Annotated in this window: 24 protein-coding genes; 20 read left to right on the top strand and 4 right to left on the bottom strand. The window is 39.2% G+C overall.

Going from position 1 to position 21,106, the window contains the following annotated elements; all coding sequences use genetic code 11:
• Nucleotides 1–618: DUF1803 domain-containing protein (locus HMPREF2867_RS06755; protein WP_141750995.1), on the top strand; the 618-nt coding region annotated here is incomplete at its 5' end.
• A 29-nt stretch (nt 619–647) separates the two neighbouring features.
• On the opposite strand, the gene HMPREF2867_RS06750 is transcribed toward HMPREF2867_RS06755, so the two are convergent.
• Nucleotides 648–1,181 carry a nucleoside tri-diphosphate phosphatase gene (locus HMPREF2867_RS06750; protein WP_002886644.1) on the bottom strand — a complete coding sequence of 178 codons (534 nt, stop codon included), beginning with the start codon at nt 1,179–1,181 and terminating at the stop codon, nt 648–650.
• 70 nt (nt 1,182–1,251) lie between these two features.
• On the bottom strand, nt 1,252–2,028 hold the full coding sequence (recX, locus tag HMPREF2867_RS06745; protein ID WP_070576620.1) for a recombination regulator RecX: 777 nt from the start codon (nt 2,026–2,028) through the stop codon (nt 1,252–1,254).
• Between the two features lie 34 nt (nt 2,029–2,062).
• On the opposite strand from recX, the gene rlmD reads away from it, so the two are divergent.
• Together rlmD and asnA are read left to right on the top strand one after the other, a co-directional pair.
• Entirely contained in the window at nt 2,063–3,418 is a 1,356-nt protein-coding gene (gene rlmD / locus HMPREF2867_RS06740) for a 23S rRNA (uracil(1939)-C(5))-methyltransferase RlmD (protein ID WP_070576617.1), read from the top strand.
• Nucleotides 3,419–3,527: 109 nt separating this feature from the next.
• Entirely contained in the window at nt 3,528–4,520 is a 993-nt protein-coding gene (asnA, locus tag HMPREF2867_RS06735) for an aspartate--ammonia ligase (RefSeq protein ID WP_070576614.1), read from the top strand.
• A 149-nt stretch (nt 4,521–4,669) separates the two neighbouring features.
• Here asnA and HMPREF2867_RS06730 read toward each other — a convergent pair whose 3' ends face one another.
• On the bottom strand, nt 4,670–6,028 hold the full coding sequence (locus HMPREF2867_RS06730) for an aspartate kinase (RefSeq protein ID WP_070576611.1): 1,359 nt from the start codon (nt 6,026–6,028) through the stop codon (nt 4,670–4,672).
• A gap of 129 nt (nt 6,029–6,157) precedes the next feature.
• Here HMPREF2867_RS06730 and HMPREF2867_RS06725 point away from each other — a divergent pair, with 129 nt between their 5' ends.
• The 14 genes from HMPREF2867_RS06725 (at nt 6,158) to HMPREF2867_RS06660 (ending at nt 17,692) form a co-directional block, all read left to right on the top strand.
• On the top strand, nt 6,158–6,796 hold the full coding sequence (locus HMPREF2867_RS06725; protein ID WP_002890035.1) for an HAD family hydrolase: 639 nt from the start codon (nt 6,158–6,160) through the stop codon (nt 6,794–6,796).
• 211 nt (nt 6,797–7,007) lie between these two features.
• On the top strand, nt 7,008–7,799 hold the full coding sequence (locus tag HMPREF2867_RS06720) for an enoyl-CoA hydratase (RefSeq protein WP_037597443.1): 792 nt from the start codon (nt 7,008–7,010) through the stop codon (nt 7,797–7,799).
• 104 nt (nt 7,800–7,903) lie between these two features.
• Nucleotides 7,904–8,338: a fatty acid biosynthesis transcriptional regulator FabT gene (locus HMPREF2867_RS06715; RefSeq protein WP_002885562.1), complete on the top strand. Its 435-nt coding sequence runs from the start codon at nt 7,904–7,906 to the stop codon at nt 8,336–8,338.
• Complete coding sequence (locus tag HMPREF2867_RS06710) at nt 8,338–9,300, top strand: beta-ketoacyl-ACP synthase III (protein ID WP_002890040.1); 963 nt, start codon at nt 8,338–8,340, stop codon at nt 9,298–9,300. Before HMPREF2867_RS06715 ends, HMPREF2867_RS06710 begins: the two co-directional genes overlap by 1 nt.
• A gap of 63 nt (nt 9,301–9,363) precedes the next feature.
• On the top strand, nt 9,364–9,588 hold the full coding sequence (locus HMPREF2867_RS06705; RefSeq protein WP_002885495.1) for an acyl carrier protein: 225 nt from the start codon (nt 9,364–9,366) through the stop codon (nt 9,586–9,588).
• 105 nt (nt 9,589–9,693) lie between these two features.
• Entirely contained in the window at nt 9,694–10,659 is a 966-nt protein-coding gene (gene fabK, locus HMPREF2867_RS06700; RefSeq protein WP_002890043.1) for an enoyl-[acyl-carrier-protein] reductase FabK, read from the top strand.
• A gap of 22 nt (nt 10,660–10,681) precedes the next feature.
• Entirely contained in the window at nt 10,682–11,602 is a 921-nt protein-coding gene (gene fabD, locus HMPREF2867_RS06695) for an ACP S-malonyltransferase (RefSeq protein WP_070576608.1), read from the top strand.
• A gap of 12 nt (nt 11,603–11,614) precedes the next feature.
• On the top strand, nt 11,615–12,349 hold the full coding sequence (gene fabG, locus HMPREF2867_RS06690; protein ID WP_002886656.1) for a 3-oxoacyl-[acyl-carrier-protein] reductase: 735 nt from the start codon (nt 11,615–11,617) through the stop codon (nt 12,347–12,349).
• A 62-nt stretch (nt 12,350–12,411) separates the two neighbouring features.
• Complete coding sequence (fabF, locus tag HMPREF2867_RS06685; protein ID WP_070576607.1) at nt 12,412–13,644, top strand: beta-ketoacyl-ACP synthase II; 1,233 nt, start codon at nt 12,412–12,414, stop codon at nt 13,642–13,644.
• Nucleotides 13,645–13,647: 3 nt separating this feature from the next.
• On the top strand, nt 13,648–14,142 hold the full coding sequence (gene accB, locus HMPREF2867_RS06680; RefSeq protein WP_070576605.1) for an acetyl-CoA carboxylase biotin carboxyl carrier protein: 495 nt from the start codon (nt 13,648–13,650) through the stop codon (nt 14,140–14,142).
• On the top strand, nt 14,139–14,564 hold the full coding sequence (gene fabZ / locus HMPREF2867_RS06675; protein ID WP_002885470.1) for a 3-hydroxyacyl-ACP dehydratase FabZ: 426 nt from the start codon (nt 14,139–14,141) through the stop codon (nt 14,562–14,564). Before accB ends, fabZ begins: the two co-directional genes overlap by 4 nt.
• A 118-nt stretch (nt 14,565–14,682) precedes the next feature.
• Nucleotides 14,683–16,053: an acetyl-CoA carboxylase biotin carboxylase subunit gene (locus HMPREF2867_RS06670; protein WP_002886659.1), complete on the top strand. Its 1,371-nt coding sequence runs from the start codon at nt 14,683–14,685 to the stop codon at nt 16,051–16,053.
• A gap of 5 nt (nt 16,054–16,058) precedes the next feature.
• A complete protein-coding gene (gene accD / locus HMPREF2867_RS06665; RefSeq protein ID WP_002886660.1) occupies nt 16,059–16,925 on the top strand; it encodes an acetyl-CoA carboxylase, carboxyltransferase subunit beta in 867 nt (288 codons plus the stop codon).
• Nucleotides 16,922–17,692, top strand: a complete 771-nt coding sequence (locus HMPREF2867_RS06660; protein ID WP_002886662.1) for an acetyl-CoA carboxylase carboxyl transferase subunit alpha — start codon at nt 16,922–16,924, stop codon at nt 17,690–17,692. The genes accD and HMPREF2867_RS06660 overlap by 4 nt, the downstream gene beginning before the upstream one ends.
• Nucleotides 17,693–17,720: 28 nt before the next feature.
• On the opposite strand, the gene HMPREF2867_RS06655 is transcribed toward HMPREF2867_RS06660, so the two are convergent.
• On the bottom strand, nt 17,721–18,203 hold the full coding sequence (locus HMPREF2867_RS06655; protein WP_002885585.1) for an S-ribosylhomocysteine lyase: 483 nt from the start codon (nt 18,201–18,203) through the stop codon (nt 17,721–17,723).
• Between the two features lie 142 nt (nt 18,204–18,345).
• Between HMPREF2867_RS06655 and HMPREF2867_RS06650 the strand changes: the two genes are divergently transcribed.
• From HMPREF2867_RS06650 to HMPREF2867_RS06640, 3 genes are all read left to right on the top strand, one after another.
• Nucleotides 18,346–19,953 carry a ribonuclease Y gene (locus tag HMPREF2867_RS06650; protein ID WP_002885478.1) on the top strand — a complete coding sequence of 536 codons (1,608 nt, stop codon included), beginning with the start codon at nt 18,346–18,348 and terminating at the stop codon, nt 19,951–19,953.
• Between the two features lie 211 nt (nt 19,954–20,164).
• A complete protein-coding gene (locus HMPREF2867_RS06645; RefSeq protein WP_002890068.1) occupies nt 20,165–20,911 on the top strand; it encodes a DeoR/GlpR family DNA-binding transcription regulator in 747 nt (248 codons plus the stop codon).
• Nucleotides 20,908–21,106, top strand: a 199-nt coding sequence (locus HMPREF2867_RS06640; RefSeq protein ID WP_256263067.1) for a PfkB family carbohydrate kinase, incomplete at its 3' end; no start/stop codon positions are given. The genes HMPREF2867_RS06645 and HMPREF2867_RS06640, both read left to right, overlap by 4 nt.

Genomic DNA, 21,106 nt, shown 5'->3' with positions numbered 1-21,106 from the left:
TTTTTTATGGAAATAGTGAATTATCTATATCTTAATCAGCCTGTGACCATGAGAGCAATAAAAAGGCAGTTCCCTTTTCAAAAGAATATAGATAAATTAATTGAGGAGTTTGTAAAAGTAGGCTATATAGAACGATTTGAGAAACATTACCGTTTATTAATTAGTCTTGTGTCGGATTTTTCTAAAATTGACTTAGACCAGCATTTTTTTATTAATGATGATTCTTCTTGTTATTTAGAACTATTAAATCGTAGTTTTGTTACTGAGATATCTAATTCTACTAATGAAGTTGTTATTATCGAACAAACGGGTATCACGAGAGACGAACTTACGATTTCAAATTATTTCTATAAATTAAGAGAAAATCTACCATTATCTGAAGAGCAGAATAGATTATATGACATATTAGGGGATGTTAATCCTGAATACTTTTTGAAACATGTAACGACTTTTCTATTAAAATACATAAGGAAGGAATATGTACTTCAAAAGAGGAGGAATATTTTTGTCGATGCTTTAGTATTATTAGGGTACCTTGTTCAAGTAGAAGAAGGGCGTTATCTTTTGAATATGGACTTAGATTCCGAAGCATTAGTTTTTAGTGCAAAAAAAGACTAGTATTATTACTAGTCTTTTTTATGACAACTTTAACGATTCCTTAGTTCAAGATAACGTTTGTACCAGATGTTAACATAAGATTGTGAAAATGGCCCCTTACCATTGTTAATCCAATCTACCAAGATTTTAACATGTTCCTTTAAGATATAGTCAATATCAGGAGAGTAATGCATTTCTTTTTTATGTGTTTCATACTCATCTACATCTAGCAATTTTTTTTCACCATCAGCGAAGACTTTGACATCTAGGTCGTAGTCAATATATTTTAGTGCTTCTTGGTCCAAAATATATGGACTAGCTAAATTGCAGTAGTAGGAAATGCCGTTATCCCTAATCATGGCTATAATATTAAACCAGTATTTTTTGTGGAAATAAACAATAGCAGGTTCACGTGTTACCCATCGTCTTCCGTCTGCTTCAGTAACGAGGGTGTGGTCGTTAACGCCAATAACAGCATTCTCAGTTGTCTTTAGTACCATAGTATCGCGCCAAGTACGGTGCAAACTACCATCATGCTTATAACTTTGAATTGTGATAAAGTCGCCTTCTTTTGGTAATTTCATGGCGTCCTCTTTCTACAATAAGGGTTATCCTCACTATTGTATCATAATTTTGTGAAAAGAGGGGAAATTCCTATAAATATTCTCTTAGAGCGGATGCTATGGCATCAAAGTCATAACCTTTTCTGGCTAAAGATTGTGTCAAGCGCTGTTTAAGTTCATAACCGTCGTATTTTTTACTAAATTTTTGATATTGCTTATCTATTTCTTTATAAAGGAGAGCTTGTTCAGTTTCTTCATCTGCTTCAAGTTCTAGATGATCGATTGCTAGTTTACTTTCTTGAAATGAAAAACCTTTATTGATAAGGCTTTGAGTTAATTTATCTTTTAGGGCTTTAGATGGTAGTTTTCCCTGATATTTTCGTAACAGTTTTGAAGCTACTCTAATGGCTATTTCTGAGAAATCAAATTGACTTAAAACATCGTCAATGATCTGTTTTTTACAACCTTTTTGAAGCCATTTTTGCTTCAGCACATAGGCTCCTTTATCACCTGAATTCAGATTTTGTTGAGCTAGACTTTCTAGGAGTTTGTAATCATCAATCCAGTGATCTCTTTTTAGATTATCAATAATTTTTGGAATTATATGAGGGTTTATTTCATGTTTAAAGAGGTAATCTTTTACCTCTTTCTCAGTACGTTGTTTAAATGAAATAAAATAGAGGGCTAAGTTTTTACCATGCGAGAACTGGGCAAAGGATTTAATATTCTCTAGTTGATCTTTGTCCAGTATCATTTCTTTTGTCAACATGTATTTAACGATGGTATCTTCTGTAACGTAGAGACTCTCTTTTTTGTCTATCTCAAGGAGATAAAGTCTCTTTTTCTTCTCGATTTTTGTGATTTTCATAGTTATTATTATATCAAAATGTTAGAATGGTAGTATGAATTTACAAGTGAAACAGCGTATCCCGCTTAAGATAAAACGCATGGGAATCAATGGCGAAGGCATTGGTTTTTATAAGAAAACTCTAGTTTTTGTGCCAGGGGCTTTGAAGGGTGAAGAAGTATTCTGTCAGGTTGTTTCTGTTAAGAGAAACTTTGTTCAGGCAAAATTATTAAAGATTAATAAGCCTTCTAAGTTTCGTGTTGAACCTGCATGTAGTATTTATGAAGACTGTGGCGGTTGCCAGTTAATGCATCTTCGTTATGATAAGCAATTAGAGTTTAAAACTGACTTATTAGGACAAGCCTTGAAGAAGTTTAAACCGGATAATTTTGAGTCATATGACATTCGTCCAACAATAGGGATGGAGCAACCACAACATTACCGAGCCAAACTACAATTTCAAACCCGTTCTTTTGGTGGTTCAGTCAAAGCTGGCTTATTTGCGGAAGGGAGTCATCGCCTCATTAATATTGATGATTGCCTAGTTCAGGATGAGCTAACTCAAGTCATCATGAATAAGGTGACAAATTTGTTAGATAAATACAGGTTGCCAATTTATAATGAGCGTAAAATTTCTGGAATTCGGACCGTTATGATACGACGTGCTTTGGGTTCAAATCAGGTCCAGTTGATTTTTGTAACCTCTAAATCAGTTTCTTTCACTAAATTAGTTAAGGAGTTGACGGAAAGTTTTCCAGAGATTGTAACTATTGCTGTCAATTATAATTATTCGAAATCTAGCGAGATTTATGGTCAAGAGACGGAAATTCTTTGGGGGCAAGACACTATTCAAGAAGAGGTACTGGACTATAGCTTTGCTCTCTCTCCTCGTGCATTTTACCAGTTGAATCCTCAACAAACAGAGGTACTCTATGGTCAGGCCGTTGAAGCTTTGGATGTAGGTAAGGCTGAACACCTTATTGATGCTTATTGTGGGGTTGGTACTATTGGACTTGCTTTTGCAAATAAGGTAAAGAGTATTCGAGGTATGGATATTATTCCAGAGGCTATTGAGGATGCTAGAAAGAATGCTAAATCACTTGGGTTGGAGAATGCTCACTATGAGGTGGGTAAGGCTGAGGATATCATTCCTCGTTGGTACAAGGAAGGCTATCGAGCAGATGCTCTTATTGTGGATCCACCTAGAACTGGTTTAGATGATAAGCTACTTAAAACGATACTGGCCTACACTCCTGAAAAAATGGTTTATGTTTCATGTAATGTATCTACTTTGGCTAGAGACCTAGTTTCTTTGGCTAAAGTTTATGATGTTAATTATATTCAGTCAGTAGACATGTTTCCTCATACAGCTCGAACAGAAGCAGTTGTGAAGCTGACTAAGAAAATGTGATAAAACCTAACATAAAAAACAAGAAATTTTCCAAATTGTTGGAAAATTTCTTTATTTTTCTGAAAAATAGGAGTATAATAGGCTTATCGATTTTTTAAAGGAGGAGCGTATGAAAAAGAGCTTCATTCATCAACAAGAGGAAATTTCTTTTGTGAAGAATACTTTTACACAGTATTTGATTGATAAACTTGACGTCGTTGAAGTGCAAGGGCCTATTTTGAGTAAGGTCGGGGATGGTATGCAGGATAATTTGAGCGGTATTGAAAATCCTGTAACTGTTAATGTGCTTCAGATTCCTGACGCAACATACGAAGTTGTTCACTCATTAGCAAAATGGAAACGCCATACTTTGGCTCGTTTTGGTTTCAATGAAGGTGAAGGGCTCGTGGTTAATATGAAGGCTCTTCGTCCAGATGAAGATTCATTGGATGCAACGCACTCTGTTTACGTTGACCAATGGGACTGGGAAAAAGTTATTCCTGACGGACATCGTAATATCGCTTACTTGAAAGAAACTGTTGAAACCATTTATAAGGTTATTCGTTTGACTGAGCTAGCAGTTGAAGCACGTTACGATATTGAAGCTATTTTACCTAAGAAAATTACCTTCATCCATTCAGAAGAACTTGTTGAGAAGTACCCTGATTTGACACCAAAAGAGCGTGAAGATGCTATTACTAAGGAATATGGTGCTGTATTCTTGATTGGTATCGGTGGTGTTCTTCCTGATGGAAAACCACATGATGGTCGTGCACCTGACTATGATGACTGGACAACTGAGTCTGAGAATGGTTACCATGGTTTGAATGGGGATATCTTGGTTTGGAATGAACAATTAGGACATGCCTTTGAATTGTCATCAATGGGTATTCGTGTTGATGAAGATGCCCTTAAACGTCAGGTTGAAATTACTGGCGACCAAGAACGTTTGAAATTGGATTGGCACCAAGCCTTGTTACATGGCCTTTTCCCACTAACAATTGGTGGAGGTATTGGTCAGTCACGTATGGCTATGTTCTTGCTTCGTAAGAAACATATTGGTGAGGTTCAAACTTCAGTTTGGCCAGATGCCGTTCGTGAAAGTTACGAAAATATCTTGTAAAAAAAGCACTAACGAAAGTTAGTGTTTTTTGGTTAGTAATTGCTGTGTATAATTGATCAATGAATTTGCTATTGGAGTAGATATCATGAGAGATGACTTATTTTTTCATAAAGAAAAAACCTATCCCTTGAAGGAGATAGGTTTTTAGATTAATCGCCACTACGGAAAAAAGCATCGTAAAGAGCTCTGACAGCTGCTTTTTCTTGCTCGGTTTCAATTACAAACATAACAGAAACCTCACTAGAACCTTGAGAAATCATTTCTAGGTTAATATGTTTTTCAGAGAGCGCTTTAGCCGCTGTCGCTGTAACACCGATGTGGTCTTTCATATTTTCACCAACAATCATGAGGATTGAAAGGCCATGTTCAATTTCAACTTCATCAACACCGAGTTCACGAGTCAAGTATGAAAGAATTTCTTGTTCTTTGATTGGGGTAAGTTCACGTTCTCGAATAATGATTGAGAGATCATCGATTCCAGAAGGCATGTGTTCCCAACGGATGTTTAAATCTTCCAAAATTTGGAGAACCTTACGTCCAAAACCAACTTCACGGTTCATGAGGTATTTGCTCATATTGATGCTGACGAATTTATCATCACTCGCGATACCAACGACAGGAACAGTTGCACCCTTGTGTTCAAGAATAATGCGTGTGCCTGGGTGGTCTGGGTTATTTGTATTTTTAATAACGAGTGGAATTTTACCACGGTAGGCAGGGAGAAGGGCTTCGTCATGAAGAACTGAGAAGCCAGCATACGCCAATTCACGCATTTCCTTGTAAGTCAACTCTGGAATTGAATGTGGTTCATGAACGACACCAGGATGGGCTGCGAAAATACCATCTACATCTGTAAAGTTTTCATATAAATCTGCCTTAACTCCAGCTGCAACGATAGAACCAGTGATATCAGAGCCTCCACGTGAGAAAGTACAAATTTGATTATCAGGGGTAACACCGAAGAAACCAGGGATTACAAGAACCTCATCTGATTCACGAAGCTCTTCCAACTTGTCATAAGCTCCTGGAAGGATACGAGCATTTCCAGGTTCGCTTGAGACAAAAATACCAGCTTGGCGAGGGTGAACGTAACGTGCTTCAATACCGTTATTACGGAAATATTCTGCGATTAATTTTGCGTTATTATCTTCCCCTGCAGCTAGGAAAGTATCATAAAGGAAATCATTGTCTTCAATAGGAAGAGTGGCAAGATCGTTGATAGATTTAGCAATCTTCGCCATTTCTGTTGATTTGAAGCCTAGCTCATCGACCATAGCTTGGTAGCGGTTAATAATCCATTCTTGGTCAGCTTTGACATCAGCACCTTTTGTGTAGTGTTTATAGTATTTAATCAAGGCGTCTGTGACTTTGGTATCTTCATCGTTACGCTTACCAGGGGCTGATACTACGACAAAGCGACGTTCAGGGTCAGATTTTACAATGTTTAAGACTTTTTCTAATTGTGTGGCTGAAGCAAGTGAGCTCCCACCGAATTTGATGACTTTCATAGTTACTCCAAAAATTTTAAATTACTCTACAATTATAGCAAAATTCTGACAATTTGTCACATTGTTTTTAAAAGCAAGTAAGATTTAGTCTGATTATGGTACAATAAGGAAAGAAAAGGAGGATATCCCGTGGTAGAGGCAATTATTTTTGATATGGATGGTGTCCTTTTTGACACTGAAAAATATTATTATGATCGACGTGCAAATTTCTTAGCTCAAAAGGGAATTTCAATAGACCATTTACCCCCGTCTTTCTTTATAGGTGGAAATACCAAGCAAGTTTGGGAAAATATTCTCAGAGATGACTATGATAACTGGGATGTGCCAACTTTACAAGAAGAGTATAATGCCTATAAACAAGACAACCCCTTACCCTATAAAGAATTAATCTTTCCTGATGTTTTCAAGGTCTTGAATGAAGTGAATTCTCGAGGGTTGAAAATAGGTTTAGCTTCTAGCTCAGTAAAGGCAGATATCCTTAGAGCTTTGGAGGAAAATCATTTGAACGGTTTCTTTGATGTGGTTCTCTCAGGAGAAGAATTTAAAGAGAGTAAACCCAATCCAGAGATTTATCTGACAGCATTACAGCATTTGAACGTAGAAGCAAATCAGGCGCTGATTATCGAAGATAGCGAAAAGGGGATTGCTGCTGGAGTCGCTGCAGGTGTTGAGGTTTGGGCCATTAAAGATAATCGTTTTGGCATGGATCAAGGTGCAGCCAAAGGCTTGTTGGATAACCTTATAGATGTTTTAGATTTATTAAAATAGAAGAGACACCGAGTTGTAGAACTCGGTGTTTTGATGTATCAAATTAAAAAACTCTAAGTTTTTGTTGACCTTTAGATGGACTATGGTATACTAGAAAATAACGATGAATGATTTGATAATCAAATTATCTATTCATCAAATAAAATTGTGATAAAAATATAAAGAACATACGGTTTTCATATAGGAACTAGTTATCGGAGGAATGCAAAAAATGGCTTACGAAACAATTCTTTATAGTGTTGAAGATGGAGTAGCAACTTTAACGCTTAATCGTCCAGAAGTGCAAAATGGATTTAATATTCCGGTTTGTGATGAGATTATGGCTACAATTGAGGAAGCTAAACAAGATGCGTCAGTAAAATTCTTGGTAATCAATGCTAATGGAAAAGTCTTTTCTGTTGGTGGTGACCTTGATCAAATGCAAAAAGCGGTTGCTGTAGATGATGTACAGTCTTTGGTTCGTATTGCTGAGCAGGTAAATGAAATTTCTTTTGCTCTTAAAAAATTGCCTAAGCCAGTCATCATGGTAGTTGATGGACCATGTGCAGGTGCTGCAGCTAACTTAGCTGTTGCAGCAGACTTTACGATTGCATCTGATAAAGCTAAATTCATCCAAGCTTTTGTAGGTGTTGGTTTGGCACCTGACGCTGGAGGTCTCTACCTTTTGACACGTTCAATCGGTATTAACCGTGCGACTCAAATTACCATGACAGGAGAGCCAGTATCAGCTGAAAAAGCCTTGGACTGGGGAATTGCCTACAAAGTTGTTGAGTCAGAAAAACTTGAAAAAACTGTGAGTCAATTGATTAAAAAATTGAACCGCTCTTCAGTGAATTCTTTTAAAGCCATTAAAGAAATGGTTTGGGAATCTGAATTTGCAGGATGGGAAAATTACGCTAAGTTGGAACTTGACTTGCAAAAATCTCTTGCTTTCACAGAAGACTTCAAAGAAGGGGTACGTGCTTATAGTGAGCGTCGTCGACCTAAATTCCAAGGGAAATAGCCATATTTTCTAAAAGAAAAACTAAAGTTTTTTAATCGGGCTTGCGAAATTAGTTTGAGTCTGATATAATTTGAAAGTCAAAGTTTTATTGAAAGGAGTCTGGTGTGAATTACGACAAAATTGATGGCTATCTTGTTGATATTTTTAATAACGTAGTTATTATCGAAGAAGCAAGTTTAAAGAATTCAAAGTTTAACGATGTTTCCCTCAAGGAAATGCATACCATTGATGTGATCGGTACACATCCAGATACGACACCAAGTGCAGTAGCTAAAGAACTCATGCTAACTCTTGGTACTGTAACAACATCTCTCAATAAACTTGAAAAGAAAGGTTATATTGTCCGTACACGTTCATCAGTTGACCGTCGTGTGGTCCATCTTTCGCTTTCTAAAAAGGGTCGTTTGGTATATCGTCTTCACCGTCGTTTTCATAAATCAATGGTGATGAGGATTACAGAAGGCTTTAACGACGAGGAATTGAAGGTTATGAGCAAGGGATTGGAAAATCTCCACGCATTTCTTGAGGAGTTGAAATAATGGCATTTGCAAAAATTAGTCAGGTTGCCCATTATGCACCTGCTCAGGTCGTGACTAATGATGACCTATCAAAAATCATGGATACTAGCGATGAGTGGATTCGCTCACGTACAGGTATTCAGGAACGTCGCATCTCATTGAATGAGAATACGAGTGATTTAGCTACCAATGTTGCTCATCAGCTATTAGAAAAATCAGGATTAGCTCCTGAGGAGCTAGACTTTGTTTTAGTTGCAACGATTTCTCCTGATAGTTCTATGCCTTCAGTAGCGGCTCGAGTTCAAGGAGCAATTGGTGCAGTCAACGCCTTTGCTTTTGATATTACTGCGGCATGTAGTGGGTTTGTCTTTGCTTTAGCAACCGCAGAAAAATTGATAAAGTCAGGCGCATACAAAAAAGGTTTAGTCATTGGTTCTGAAGTTCTTTCAAAAACTTTAGACTGGTCTGACCGTACAACAGCTGTCCTCTTTGGAGATGGTGCTGGCGGAGTCCTCTTGGAAGAAACTGAAGAAGAACATTTCTTGGGAGAATCTTTAAATACCGATGGTAGCAAGGGTGGTCTTGAGTCAGGAGCCTCTGCAGTTATCTCGCCTTATTCAGATGAGTCTGATCAGCCTAATCCCTATATGCAAATGGATGGGAAAGCAATCTTTGATTTTGCCGTTAAGACGGTTTCAAAGAGTATTAAGGCCTTGGTTGAAGAAAAAGGTGAGCCTGATTACTTCCTTCTTCATCAAGCTAATATTCGTATATTGGATATTATGGCTAAGAAAATCGATGTCAATCGTGACAAATTCTTGGCAAACATGATGTCTTATGGTAATACCAGTGCGGCAAGTATCCCAATTCTGCTTTCTGAAAACGTGGCGAATGGGACCTTAAAATTAGACAGCGGTCAAACAATTCTCTTATCAGGTTTTGGTGGGGGTTTGACATGGGGCAGTCTTATTGTTAAAATCTAGTTATATAAATTATGCACCAGCATAGATTATAAGAAATATATTTATCTTAAAGGAGAAATTAAAATGGCAGTATTTGAAAAAGTACAAGAAATCATCGTTGAAGAACTTGGGAAAGATGCAGAAGAAGTAAAAGTAGAAACTACTTTTGACGAACTTGACGCTGACTCACTTGACGTGTTCCAAGTTATCTCAGAAATCGAAGATGAGTTCGATATCCAAATCGAAACTGAAGAAGGTCTTAACACTGTTGGTGACCTTGTTGCTTACGTAGAAGAAAAAACTAAATAAGCAGGGCATAGAGAATATTCTTATTTGGGATATTCTCCTTTGTTTATACAATTACTTTGATTATTAAACTATTTATTTGATTAGAAAATCGAAAAAAGGTGCAAAATGAAATCTCGTATTACAGAACTGTTAGGAATTAAATATCCAATCTTCCAAGGTGGTATGGCCTGGGTTGCTGATGGCGACTTGGCAGGAGCCGTTTCAAATGCTGGTGGACTCGGAATTATTGGTGGTGGTAATGCCCCTAAAGAAGTGGTAAAAGCTAACATTGATAGAGTAAAACAAATCACTGACAAACCATTCGGTGTTAATATCATGCTTTTGTCACCATTTGCAGATGACATCGTCGACCTCGTTATCGAAGAGGGCGTTAAGGTTGTTACAACAGGAGCCGGAAATCCAGGTAAATATATGGAGCGTTTCCACGAAGCTGGAATTACAGTAATCCCAGTTATTCCATCGGTAGCACTTGCTAAACGTATGGAAAAACTTGGAGCAGATGCTGTTGTCGCAGAAGGTATGGAAGCTGGTGGTCACATCGGTAAATTGACAACTATGGCACTTGTTCGCCAAGTTGCTGATGCGGTATCTATCCCAGTTATTGGAGCTGGTGGTGTTGCTGATGGACGTGGTATGGCTGCTGTTCTTATGCTTGGAGCAGATGCTGTTCAGGTTGGTACGCGTTTCGCTGTTGCTAAAGAATCTAATGCACACCAAAATTTCAAAGATAAGATTTTGAAGGCTAAAGATATTGATACTGTTATTTCAGCCTCAGTTGTTGGACACCCAGTTCGTGCGATTAAGAATAAATTGGCTACTGAATATAACCAAGCTGAAAAAGATTTCTTGGCTGGTAAGAAGACTCAAGAGGAAATTGAAGAGCTTGGTGCAGGTGCCCTTCGTAACGCGGTTGTTGATGGAGATGTGGAATATGGTTCAGTTATGGCTGGACAAATTGCAGGTCTTGTTCGTAAAGAAGAAACATGTGCAGAAATCTTGGAAGACCTATACACAGGTGCTGCCAAGGTGATTAAAGAAGAAGCTGCTCGTTGGGCAGATGTAAACGTCTAAAAACGTCGAAAGGATTAGGATAGTGACAAAACGTGCGTTCTTATTTGCTGGTCAAGGGGCTCAGAAATTGGGCATGGCGAGCGATTTGTATGCGACTTATCCCGTTGTCAAAGAGACATTTGATACGGCTAGTCGTATTCTAGGTTATGATTTGCGTGAATTGATTGATTCTAACGAAGGAAAACTAAATCAGACACGCTATACTCAACCAGCTATTTTGACAACGTCAGTAGCCATTTATCGCCTTTTGGCAGAAAATGGTATCACTCCTGATATTGTTGCCGGTCTCTCTTTGGGTGAATATTCTGCCCTAGTTGCTGCTGGAGCACTCTCATTTGAGGATGCGGTAGCCTTGGTTGCTAAACGTGGAGAATTCATGGAAACAGCTGCTCCTGCTGGGAGTGGGAAAATGGTTGCTGTCATGAATACAGATCCAAGTTTGATTGAAGAAATCTGTCAAAAAGCATCTGAAAAGGGTGTAGTAACGCCTGCTAACTATAATACTCCAGCACAAATTGTTATTGGTGGTGAAGTTGAGGCTGTTGATTATGCTGTGGAATTGCTTAAAGAAGCTGGTGCTAAACGTCTGATTCCTCTTAATGTTTCAGGGCCGTTCCATACAGCTTTACTTGAATCAGCTAGTCAAAAATTGGCAGCAGAACTTGAGAAAGTGTCATTCAAGGACTTTACGCTTCCTTTAGTAGGTAATACTGAGGCTCAAATCATGAAGTCAGAAGACGTCAAAGCACTTTTGGCTCGTCAGGTGATGGAACCTGTACGTTTTTATGATTCGATTGCCACTATCCAAGAATTTGGTGTAGATGAAGTAATTGAGATTGGTCCAGGAAAAGTCTTGTCAGGCTTCTTGAAGAAAATTGATAAAACCTTACCAACTCATAATGTTGAAGATCAAGCTAGTCTTGATGCCCTTCTTAATGCTTAAAACGAGGTAAACATGGAACTTAAGAATAAAAATGTTTTTGTAACAGGTTCAACACGTGGAATTGGATTAGCTGTGGCACACAAATTTGCTAGTCTTGGTGCCAATGTTGTTTTAAATGGACGTTCTGAAATCTCTGAGGACTTGCTTGCACAGTTTGCAGATTATGGTGTAACTGTTGTAGGTATCTCAGGTGATATTTCTAACGGTGAAGATGCTAAACGTATGGTAGCTGAAGCTATTGAAAAGCTTGGTAGTGTTGATGTTTTGGTCAATAATGCTGGTATCACTAACGATAAGTTGATGTTGAAAATGAGTGAAGAAGATTTTGAACGTGTCTTGAAAATCAACTTGACTGGTGCTTTCAATATGACACAGGCTGTCTTAAAACCAATGTCTAAGGCTCGTCAAGGTGCCATCATCAATATGTCATCTGTTGTAGGTCTCATGGGGAATATTGGTCAAGCTAACTATGCGGCTTCAAAAGCTGGTTTGATTGGTTTTACAAAATCAGTTGCGCGTGAAGTTGCGGCTCGTGGTGTCCGTGTCAATGCTATTGCTCCTGGTTTCATTGAATCAGATATGACTGACGCTATTCCAGAGAAAATGAAAGATGCTATGATTGCTCAAGTGCCAATGAAACGTATTGGTCAAGCAGAAGAAGTGGCTGAAGTTGCAGCATTCTTGGCTAGTCAAGAATATCTCACAGGTCAAACCATCGCTATTGATGGTGGTATGACCATGCAATAATTGAATATCAATATCAAAAAAATCATTTATTAGAATATCCATCCGACAAAAGGAGAATATATATGTCTACAAATCGTGTTGTTGTTACAGGTTACGGCGTAACCTCACCAATCGGTAATACACCAGAAGAATTTTGGAACAGTCTTCATGACGGTAAAATTGGTATCAAACCAATTACGAAGTTCGATGCTTCTGAAATTCCAGTCTTTAACGCTGGTGAAATCCAAGATTTCCCGTTCGATAAGTACTTTGTGAAAAAAGATACTAACCGTATGGACACTTACTCACTTTATGCGATTTATGCTGCTATGGAAGCTCTTGAAAATTCAGGACTTAACATGGAAGAAGAAGATCGTGATCGTGTTGGTGTCATCGTGTCATCTGGTATCGGTGGTCTTCAAGAACTTGAAGATCAAATCATTCGTATGCACGAACGTGGGATGAAACGTATCAAACCAATGTTTATCCCTAAAGCACTTTCAAACATGGGTGCTGGTAACATTGCTCTTAAAATTGGTGCTCAAGGGGTATGTAAATCAGTGACGACTGCTTGTGCCTCTGCCAATGATGCAATCGGTGAAGCCTTCCGTGAAATTAAATTCGGTTTGCATGATGTTGTCTTGGCTGGTGGTGCTGAAGCTTCAATCACTAAGATTGGTATTGGTGGTTTCAATGCTCTTACAGCACTTTCAACAACAGAGGATCCAGAACGTTCATCAATTCCATTTGATAAAGACCGTAATGGTTTTGTTATGGGTGAAGGTGCAGGGGTTCTCGTTATCGAAAGCTTGGAACATGCCCAAAAACGTGGTGCTGACATCTTGGCTGAGATTGTTGGTTACGGATCAAACTGTGATGCCTACCACATGACAACACCAACTCCAGACGGTTCAGGTGCTGCTAAAGCAATTAAATTGGCTATTAATGAAGCTGGTATCAAACCTGAAGATGTTGATTATGTCAATGCTCACGGGACATCAACACCTGCTAATGAAAAGGGTGAAAGTGGTGCCATTGTTTCTGTACTTGGTAAAGATGTTCCAGTTTCATCTACTAAATCATTTACAGGTCACTTGCTAGGTGCTGCTGGTGCAGTTGAGGCTATTGCAACAATCGAAGCTATTCGTCATAGCTATGTACCGAAAACTGCTGGTACAAAAGAATTGTCTGACTACATCGAAGCTAATGTTGTTTATGGTGAAGGTCAAGAAGCTGATATTGAGTACGCAATTTCAAATACCTTCGGTTTTGGTGGACACAATGCTGTTCTTGCCTTTAAACGTTGGGAGGCTTAATTCATGAATATTTCTGAAATCAAAGATTTATTGGCTCAATTTGATGCTTCAACTTTACGTGAATTTTCATACAAAAATAATGGTGAAGAATTGAACTTGAGCAAAAATCAAATAAGTTCAGTAACAGCTGCCCCAGTAGCTCCTACAGTTGAAGTAGTTGCGCCAGCTCCTCAAGCTCCAGTTGCTCCAGTAGCAGCACCTGCCGCTGTTGAAACTCCAGCAACACCAGTTGAAGAAGCCTCTGCTCCTGCTCAAGCTGCTGAAGGTGAAGTGGTTGAAAGTCCACTTGTTGGTGTGGCTTACTTGTCTCCATCACCTGAAAAACCAGCCTTTGTTTCTGTTGGTGATACTGTTAAGAAAGGTCAAACGCTTCTTATCGTTGAAGCAATGAAGGTGATGAATGAAGTGCCAGCACCTAAAGATGGTGTTATTACTGAAATCTTGGTAGCGAATGAAGAAGTTGTTGACTACGGAAAAGGATTGGTACGCATCAAATGACAATTGATATTAATGCTATTCGTGAAGCTTTACCACACCGTTATCCAATGCTTTTGGTTGACCGTGTGCTAGAAGTTTCAGAAGACGAAATCACAGCTATTAAAAATGTAACGATCAATGAACCTTTCTTTAATGGACATTTTCCTCAATACCCAGTTATGCCTGGTGTTCTTATCATGGAAGCTCTTGCGCAAACAGCTGGTGTTCTTGAATTGTCTAAACCTGAAAACAAGGGCAAATTAGTCTTTTATGCAGGTATGGATAAGGTTAAATTTAAAAAACAAGTGGTTCCTGGTGACCAACTTGTTATGACAGCTAAGTTTGTTAAACGTCGTGGAACAATTGCTGTTGTTGAAGCTAAGGCTGAAGTCGATGGTAAACTTGCTGCATCAGGTACTTTGACTTTTGCTATTGGAAGCTAATGTTTTGTGAAAATCCTTCTGGCGACAGTCGGAAAGGATTTTTCTTTAGATATTGGTCTATCACATAGAAAGGAAATCAACACAGACTATCAAAAAATGTCTGATGTTATCTTGTTTTATGTTTAAAAAATTATTGATTGCCAATCGTGGTGAAATTGCAGTGCGTATTATCCGTGCAGCGCGTGAATTGGGTATCCAAACGGTTGCTATTTATTCTGAAGCGGATAAGGATTCTCTCCATACTATGCTCGCTGATGAAGCTATTTGTATCGGGCCTGCAAAATCAACGGATTCTTATTTGAATATGAATCGTGTCCTATCAGCTGCTATTGTGACTGAGGCTCAAGCTATTCATCCAGGGTTTGGTTTCTTGAGTGAAAACTCTAAATTTGCCACTCTCTGTGAAGAAATGAACATCAAGTTTATTGGTCCTTCAGGCGAAGTCATGGACAAGATGGGTGATAAAATCAATGCCCGTGCTGAAATGATTAAGGCTAATGTCCCTGTAATTCCTGGTTCAGATGGTGAAGTCTTTACAGCTGAGGAGGCTTTAGAGGTTGCCAACCGTCTTGGTTACCCAGTAATGCTTAAGGCTTCTGCTGGTGGTGGCGGTAAGGGGATTCGTAAGGTTAACACTGAAGAAGAGTTAGCTCCTGCCTTCGAATCTGCGTCACAAGAAGCTAAAGCAGCCTTTGGTAATGGGGCGATGTATATTGAAAAAGTTATTTACCCAGCTCGTCATATCGAGGTTCAAATTTTGGGAGATAGCTATGGTAATATTGTTCACCTAGGTGAGCGTGATTGCTCTCTTCAACGTAATAACCAAAAGGTTTTGGAAGAATCACCGTCAGTTGCTATTGGTAAGACACTTCGTCACGAAATTGGTTCAGCGGCTGTCCGTGCCGCTAAGGCTGTTAATTATGAAAATGCGGGTACTATCGAGTTCCTTCTTGATGAGAAAACAGGTCAGTTCTACTTTATGGAAATGAACACCCGTGTTCAAGTTGAGCACCCAGTTACAGAATTTGTAAGTGGTGTGGATATTGTTAAAGAACAAATCCGTATTGCCGCAGGTGAAAAACTCTCTGTGACCCAAGATGATATTGAAATCAAGGGACATGCTATTGAGTGTCGTATCAATGCAGAAAATCCTAAGTTCAACTTTGCACCTAGTCCAGGGAAAATTAGCAATCTCTACCTACCTAGTGGAGGTGTTGGTCTCCGTGTAGACAGTGCAGTCTATCCTGGCTATACTATTCCACCTTACTATGATTCAATGATTGCCAAAATCATTGTTCATGGAGAAAATCGATTTGAGGCACTCATGAAGATGCAACGTGCTCTTTACGAGCTCGAAATCGATGGTGTTGTGACTAATGCTGACTTCCAGTTGGATTTGATTTCAGATCGTAGCGTTATCGCTGGGGATTATGACACTTCCTTCTTGATGGAGACCTTCCTACCAGCTTATCAGAATCGTGAGGAATAGAGTTTATGGGATTATTTGATCGAAAAGAAAAGTATATCCGTATCAATCCTAACCGTTCTGTACGTAATGGGATTGATCACCAAGTGCCAGAAGTTCCAGATGAACTTTTTGCAAAATGTCCTGGTTGTAAACAAGCTATTTATCAAAAGGACTTGGGACAAGCTAAAATTTGTCCAAATTGTTCTTATACCTTCCGTATTTCCGCTAAAGAACGTCTCGATTTAACAGTTGATGAGGGATCTTTCCAAGAACTGTTTACAGGCATTAAAACTGAAAATCCATTGAATTTTCCAGGTTATATGGAGAAACTAGCAGCGACTAAGGAAAAAACTGGTCTTGATGAAGCTGTCGTGACTGGTGTTGCAACTATCAAGGGGCAAAAAACAGCCTTGGCCATTATGGATTCTAACTTTATTATGGCTTCAATGGGGACTGTTGTTGGTGAGAAAATCACTAAACTCTTTGAACATGCGATTGAGGAAAAACTTCCAGTTGTTATTTTTACAGCATCTGGTGGGGCCCGTATGCAAGAAGGAATCATGAGTTTGATGCAAATGGCTAAGATTTCAGCTGCTGTAAAACGTCATTCGAATGCTGGCTTGCTGTATTTGACTGTATTGACAGATCCAACAACTGGTGGGGTTACAGCAAGTTTCGCCATGGAAGGTGATATCATCTTAGCTGAGCCACAAACCTTGATTGGTTTTGCAGGTCGTCGTGTCATTGAAAACACAGTTCGCGAAACTTTGCCAGATGATTTTCAAAAGGCTGAGTTCCTTCAAGAACATGGTTTTGTTGATGCCATTGTTAAACGTACAGAGTTGGCTGATACCATTGCCACACTCTTATCATTCCATGGAGGTGTTCAATGAGCGACGTAGCACGTATTTTAAAAGAAGCGCGTGACCAAGGCCGTTTAACTGCTTTGGACTTTGCCCAAGGAATCTTCGATGACTTTATCGAACTTCATGGCGATCGTAATTTCCGTGACGATGGTGCCATTATTGGTGGTATTGGTCGTTTAAATGGCCAAGCGGTTACTGTAGTGGGTATCCAAAAAGGTAGAAACCTACAAGATAACCTCAACCGTAACTTTGGCCAACCTCATCCAGAGGGTTATCGTAAGGCTCTTCGCCTCATGAAACAGGCTGAAAAGTTTGGTCGTCCAGTCGTTACCTTTATCAATACTGCAGGTGCTTATCCTGGTGTTGGGGCAGAGGAACGCGGACAAGGTGAGGCAATTGCGCGTAACCTTATGGAAATGAGCGACCTTAAGGTGCCAATTATTGCCATTATCATTGGTGAAGGTGGTTCGGGAGGAGCTCTTGCCTTGGCAGTAGCCGATAAGGTTTGGATGCTTGAAAATACCATCTATTCTATCTTGAGTCCTGAAGGATTTGCAACTATCCTCTGGAAAGATGGCTCACGTTCAGAAGAGGCGGCAGAGTTGATGAAGATTACATCAGGCGAGTTGCTTAACATGGGAATCGTTGATAAGGTTATCCCAGAACGTGGTTACTTTACAAGTGAAATTATTGAAGCAATTAAGACAGCAATTGTAGACGAGTTGGCAGAATTAAGCCAATTATCAACAGAAGACTTACTTGAAGCGCGTTATCAACGTTTTAGAAAATATTAAAAAACATTGGGATATACCCCAATGTTTTTTATACGGTATGGCGTTCGAAGGCTTGGTCTGAGATACCTTGTTCAAGGATAAGTTTAGCCCATTCCTTAGCTGAATGAAGACTGTGATCCTTGTAGTTACCACAAGATTCAATGGTTGTCCCTGGAACATCTTCCCATGTAATCTCGTTAGCAATAGCTTCAAGACTAGATTTGATAACTTTGGCAATTTCTGTAGGATCTTGTTTACCCCACATAATCATATGGAAACCTGTACGGCAACCAAATGGTGAGCAATCAATAAGGCCATCGATACGTTGACGGATCAGTTTAGCGAGTAGGTGTTCGATAGTATGAAGACCACCTGTATCAATACTATTTTCATTAGGTTGAATCAAACGGATATCAAAGTTTGTGATGATATCTCCTTTAGGTCCAACTTCCTCTGAAATAAGACGGACATAAGGTGCTTTTACAATAGTGTGGTCAAGTTCAAAACTTTCAACAGTAACGTCTTTTGGCATGGTAATACCTCCCTATTCTAATAGAGTTATGATACCACAAAATCAGTTTAAAGTTCTAGTATATATTGAGAAATCGCTATAAATATGATACACTAGAAGACGGTTTTCTTTAGGGAAACCTTAGAAAAGTTGAGGTAAAGACATGATAAACATGATAATTTTAGTTGTCTTTGCACTCATTGGTTTAGTCGTTGGATATTTAGCAATTTCTATTAAACTTAGCAAAGCTAAGGAACAAGCAGAAACTACCTTGCTAAAGGCAGAACAAGACGCTGTGAACCTTCGTAGTCAGGCAGAGCATGATGCAGATCATCTGCGTGTGACTGCTGAACGCGAGAGTAAGGCTCAACGTAAAGAGTTCTTGTTAGAAGCAAAAGAGGAAGCTAGAAAATATCGAGAAGATATTGAAAAAGAATTCAAATCTGAACGTCAAGAGCTTAAACAGATGGAAAATCGTTTGACAGAACGTGCCACTAGCCTTGATCGTAAGGATGAAAATCTATCAAGTAAAGAACTTGCCCTCGAGAAGAAAGAGCAGAGTCTTGCTGACAAATCTAAACATCTTAATGAGCGTGAAGAGAATGTGACTCAGTTGGAGGCTGAGAAGCAGGCTGAACTTGAACGTGTTGGTCAAATGACCATTGCAGAAGCGCGTGAGGTAATCTTAACGGAGACTGAGAATAATCTGACTCATGAGATTGCAACACGTATCAAAGATGCAGAAGCACAGGTTAAAGATACTGTTGATAAGAAAGCCAAAAACGTGTTGGCGCAAGCTATGCAACGCTTGGCTGGAGATTATGTTACTGAACAAACAGTAACTACTGTTCACCTTCCAGATGACAATATGAAGGGTCGTATCATTGGACGTGAGGGGCGTAACATCCGTACGCTTGAAAGTCTAACAGGTATTGACGTTATTATTGACGATACTCCAGAAGTGGTTGTCCTTTCTGGTTTCGATCCCGTTCGTCGTGAAATTGCACGTATGACTCTCGAAGCCTTGATTAAGGATGGACGCATCCATCCAGCTCGTATTGAAGAGTTGGTTGAGAAGAGCCGTCAGGAAATGGATAACCGTATCCGTGAATATGGTGAAGAGGCAGCCTACGAAATTGGTGCTATGAATCTTCATCCTGATTTGATTAAGATTATGGGACGCTTGCAGTTCCGTACGTCGTATGGTCAAAACGTCCTTCGTCACTCAGTTGAAGTTGGTAAACTAGCAGGTATCATGGCTGGTGAATTGGGTGAAAATGTTGCCCTTGCTCGTCGTGCTGGATTCCTTCACGATATGGGGAAAGCCATTGACAAAGAAGTCGAAGGTAGCCACGTAGAGATTGGTGCAGAGTTTGCACGTAAGTACAAAGAACATCCAGTTGTGGTCAATGCCATTGCCAGCCACCATGGTGATGTAGAACCTGAGAGTGTCATTGCAGTTATTGTAGCTGCAGCAGATGCTTTGAGTTCGGCTCGTCCAGGGGCTCGTAATGAATCTGTTGAGAATTATGTCAAACGCCTTCGTGATTTGGAAGAAATTGCATCAAGCTTTGACGGTGTTCAAACAAGCTTCGCCCTTCAAGCTGGTCGTGAGATTCGTATTATGGTTCATCCAAACAAAATCTCAGATGATGAAGTTACAATCTTGTCTCACAAGGTACGTGAACAAATTGAGAAGAATTTGGATTACCCAGGAAATATTAAGGTTACAGTCATTCGTGAATTCCGTGCGGTTGACTATGCCAAATAAGATAAGAGAGCCGAAAGGCTTTTTTATTTTGCCCTTCATACTGAAAGGGGTATTCTTTTTGAAAATGTAAGAACTTTCTTATCAAATTGCGTCATTTTGGTAGATAAGTATTTTATAATGAAATATTTTGATTTTTTTTGACTGTTTCTAGTTGACAGTTATTAAAAATTTAGTATAATAGATTTTGTAAACGATTACAGAAGGAGAGATTATGCTAAAGTCTGAACGTAAGCAGATTATCTTGTCTCAGTTGAAACAAGATGGTTTTGTCACTTTGGAAAACCTAACTGTTTTGTTAAGTGATACTTCCGAGTCGACGATTCGTCGTGACTTGGACGAGTTAGCGGCAGATGGCCAACTTAAACGTGTTCATGGTGGTGCTGAAAGCATTCATGGTCTAAAGGAAGAAATTGCCAATAGTCAAAAAGCTATTAGAAACGTTCAAGAAAAGGCTCAGTTAGCTGGTTATGCTGCCGATTTGATTAAGGAAGGTGATGTCGTCTTTCTTGAGGCTAGTACAACAAATGAACTTTTGATTCCACATTTGGCCAATCGTCAGGTAACGGTTGTGACTAATTCTATCCACCATGCGGTTAAGCTGGTAGATCTCGGTGTTAGCACTAGGATTGTTGGAGGAAAGGTTAAACATTCAACGGATGCGTCTATTGGAAGTACTGCTCAAGAGCAAATTAGACAACTGAATTTTGATTGTGCGTTCATTGGTGCTAATGGCGTTGATGCTAATTATTTCACCACACCAGACATGGAAGAGGCAGTTATCAAACGGACGGTTATAGCCAATGCGCAAAAAGCCTATGTTCTAGCTGATGCCTCTAAACTTGGTCAGATTACCTATGCTAAGGTAGCAGAGGTCGAGAAAGTAACCATAATTACAAATGCTTCGGAAGAAGAGCTCCTAAAAGAATTAAAAGAGAAAACGAGGGTTATTGAAGTATGATTTATACTGTAACGCTGAATCCATCAATCGACTTCATTGTTCGTATCGACAAAGTAGAGATTGGTGAAGTTAACCGCATGGAGAGTGATGATAAGTTCGCTGGCGGTAAGGGGATTAATGTTAGTCGTATTTTGCAACGTTTAGGTGTTGATAATACTGCAACGGGCTTCATCGGTGGTTTTACAGGACGTTTTG

Origin of the sequence: Streptococcus sp. HMSC064H09, assembly GCF_001812625.1 — a bacterium.
Lineage (GTDB): Bacteria > Bacillota > Bacilli > Lactobacillales > Streptococcaceae > Streptococcus.
This window is presented reverse-complemented; position numbering and strand designations above follow the sequence as displayed.

Bases quoted from the DNA above. Each gene is read 5' to 3' on its own strand.
- HMPREF2867_RS06730 (WP_070576611.1), bottom strand. From the start codon at position 6,028: ATGAAAGTCATCAAATTCGGTGGGAGCTCACTTGCTTCAGCCACACAA.
- accB (WP_070576605.1), top strand. From the start codon at position 13,648: ATGAATATTTCTGAAATCAAAGATTTATTGGCTCAATTTGATGCTTCA.
- HMPREF2867_RS06670 (WP_002886659.1), top strand. From the start codon at position 14,683: ATGTTTAAAAAATTATTGATTGCCAATCGTGGTGAAATTGCAGTGCGT.
- HMPREF2867_RS06660 (WP_002886662.1), top strand. From the start codon at position 16,922: ATGAGCGACGTAGCACGTATTTTAAAAGAAGCGCGTGACCAAGGCCGT.
- fabK (WP_002890043.1), top strand. From the start codon at position 9,694: ATGAAATCTCGTATTACAGAACTGTTAGGAATTAAATATCCAATCTTC.
- HMPREF2867_RS06645 (WP_002890068.1), top strand. From the start codon at position 20,165: ATGCTAAAGTCTGAACGTAAGCAGATTATCTTGTCTCAGTTGAAACAA.
- HMPREF2867_RS06705 (WP_002885495.1), top strand. From the start codon at position 9,364: ATGGCAGTATTTGAAAAAGTACAAGAAATCATCGTTGAAGAACTTGGG.
- accD (WP_002886660.1), top strand. From the start codon at position 16,059: ATGGGATTATTTGATCGAAAAGAAAAGTATATCCGTATCAATCCTAAC.
- HMPREF2867_RS06720 (WP_037597443.1), top strand. From the start codon at position 7,008: ATGGCTTACGAAACAATTCTTTATAGTGTTGAAGATGGAGTAGCAACT.
- recX (WP_070576620.1), bottom strand. From the start codon at position 2,028: ATGAAAATCACAAAAATCGAGAAGAAAAAGAGACTTTATCTCCTTGAG.
- rlmD (WP_070576617.1), top strand. From the start codon at position 2,063: ATGAATTTACAAGTGAAACAGCGTATCCCGCTTAAGATAAAACGCATG.
- fabZ (WP_002885470.1), top strand. From the start codon at position 14,139: ATGACAATTGATATTAATGCTATTCGTGAAGCTTTACCACACCGTTAT.
- fabG (WP_002886656.1), top strand. From the start codon at position 11,615: ATGGAACTTAAGAATAAAAATGTTTTTGTAACAGGTTCAACACGTGGA.
- asnA (WP_070576614.1), top strand. From the start codon at position 3,528: ATGAAAAAGAGCTTCATTCATCAACAAGAGGAAATTTCTTTTGTGAAG.
- HMPREF2867_RS06655 (WP_002885585.1), bottom strand. From the start codon at position 18,203: ATGCCAAAAGACGTTACTGTTGAAAGTTTTGAACTTGACCACACTATT.
- fabF (WP_070576607.1), top strand. From the start codon at position 12,412: ATGTCTACAAATCGTGTTGTTGTTACAGGTTACGGCGTAACCTCACCA.
- HMPREF2867_RS06650 (WP_002885478.1), top strand. From the start codon at position 18,346: ATGATAAACATGATAATTTTAGTTGTCTTTGCACTCATTGGTTTAGTC.
- HMPREF2867_RS06710 (WP_002890040.1), top strand. From the start codon at position 8,338: ATGGCATTTGCAAAAATTAGTCAGGTTGCCCATTATGCACCTGCTCAG.
- HMPREF2867_RS06750 (WP_002886644.1), bottom strand. From the start codon at position 1,181: ATGAAATTACCAAAAGAAGGCGACTTTATCACAATTCAAAGTTATAAG.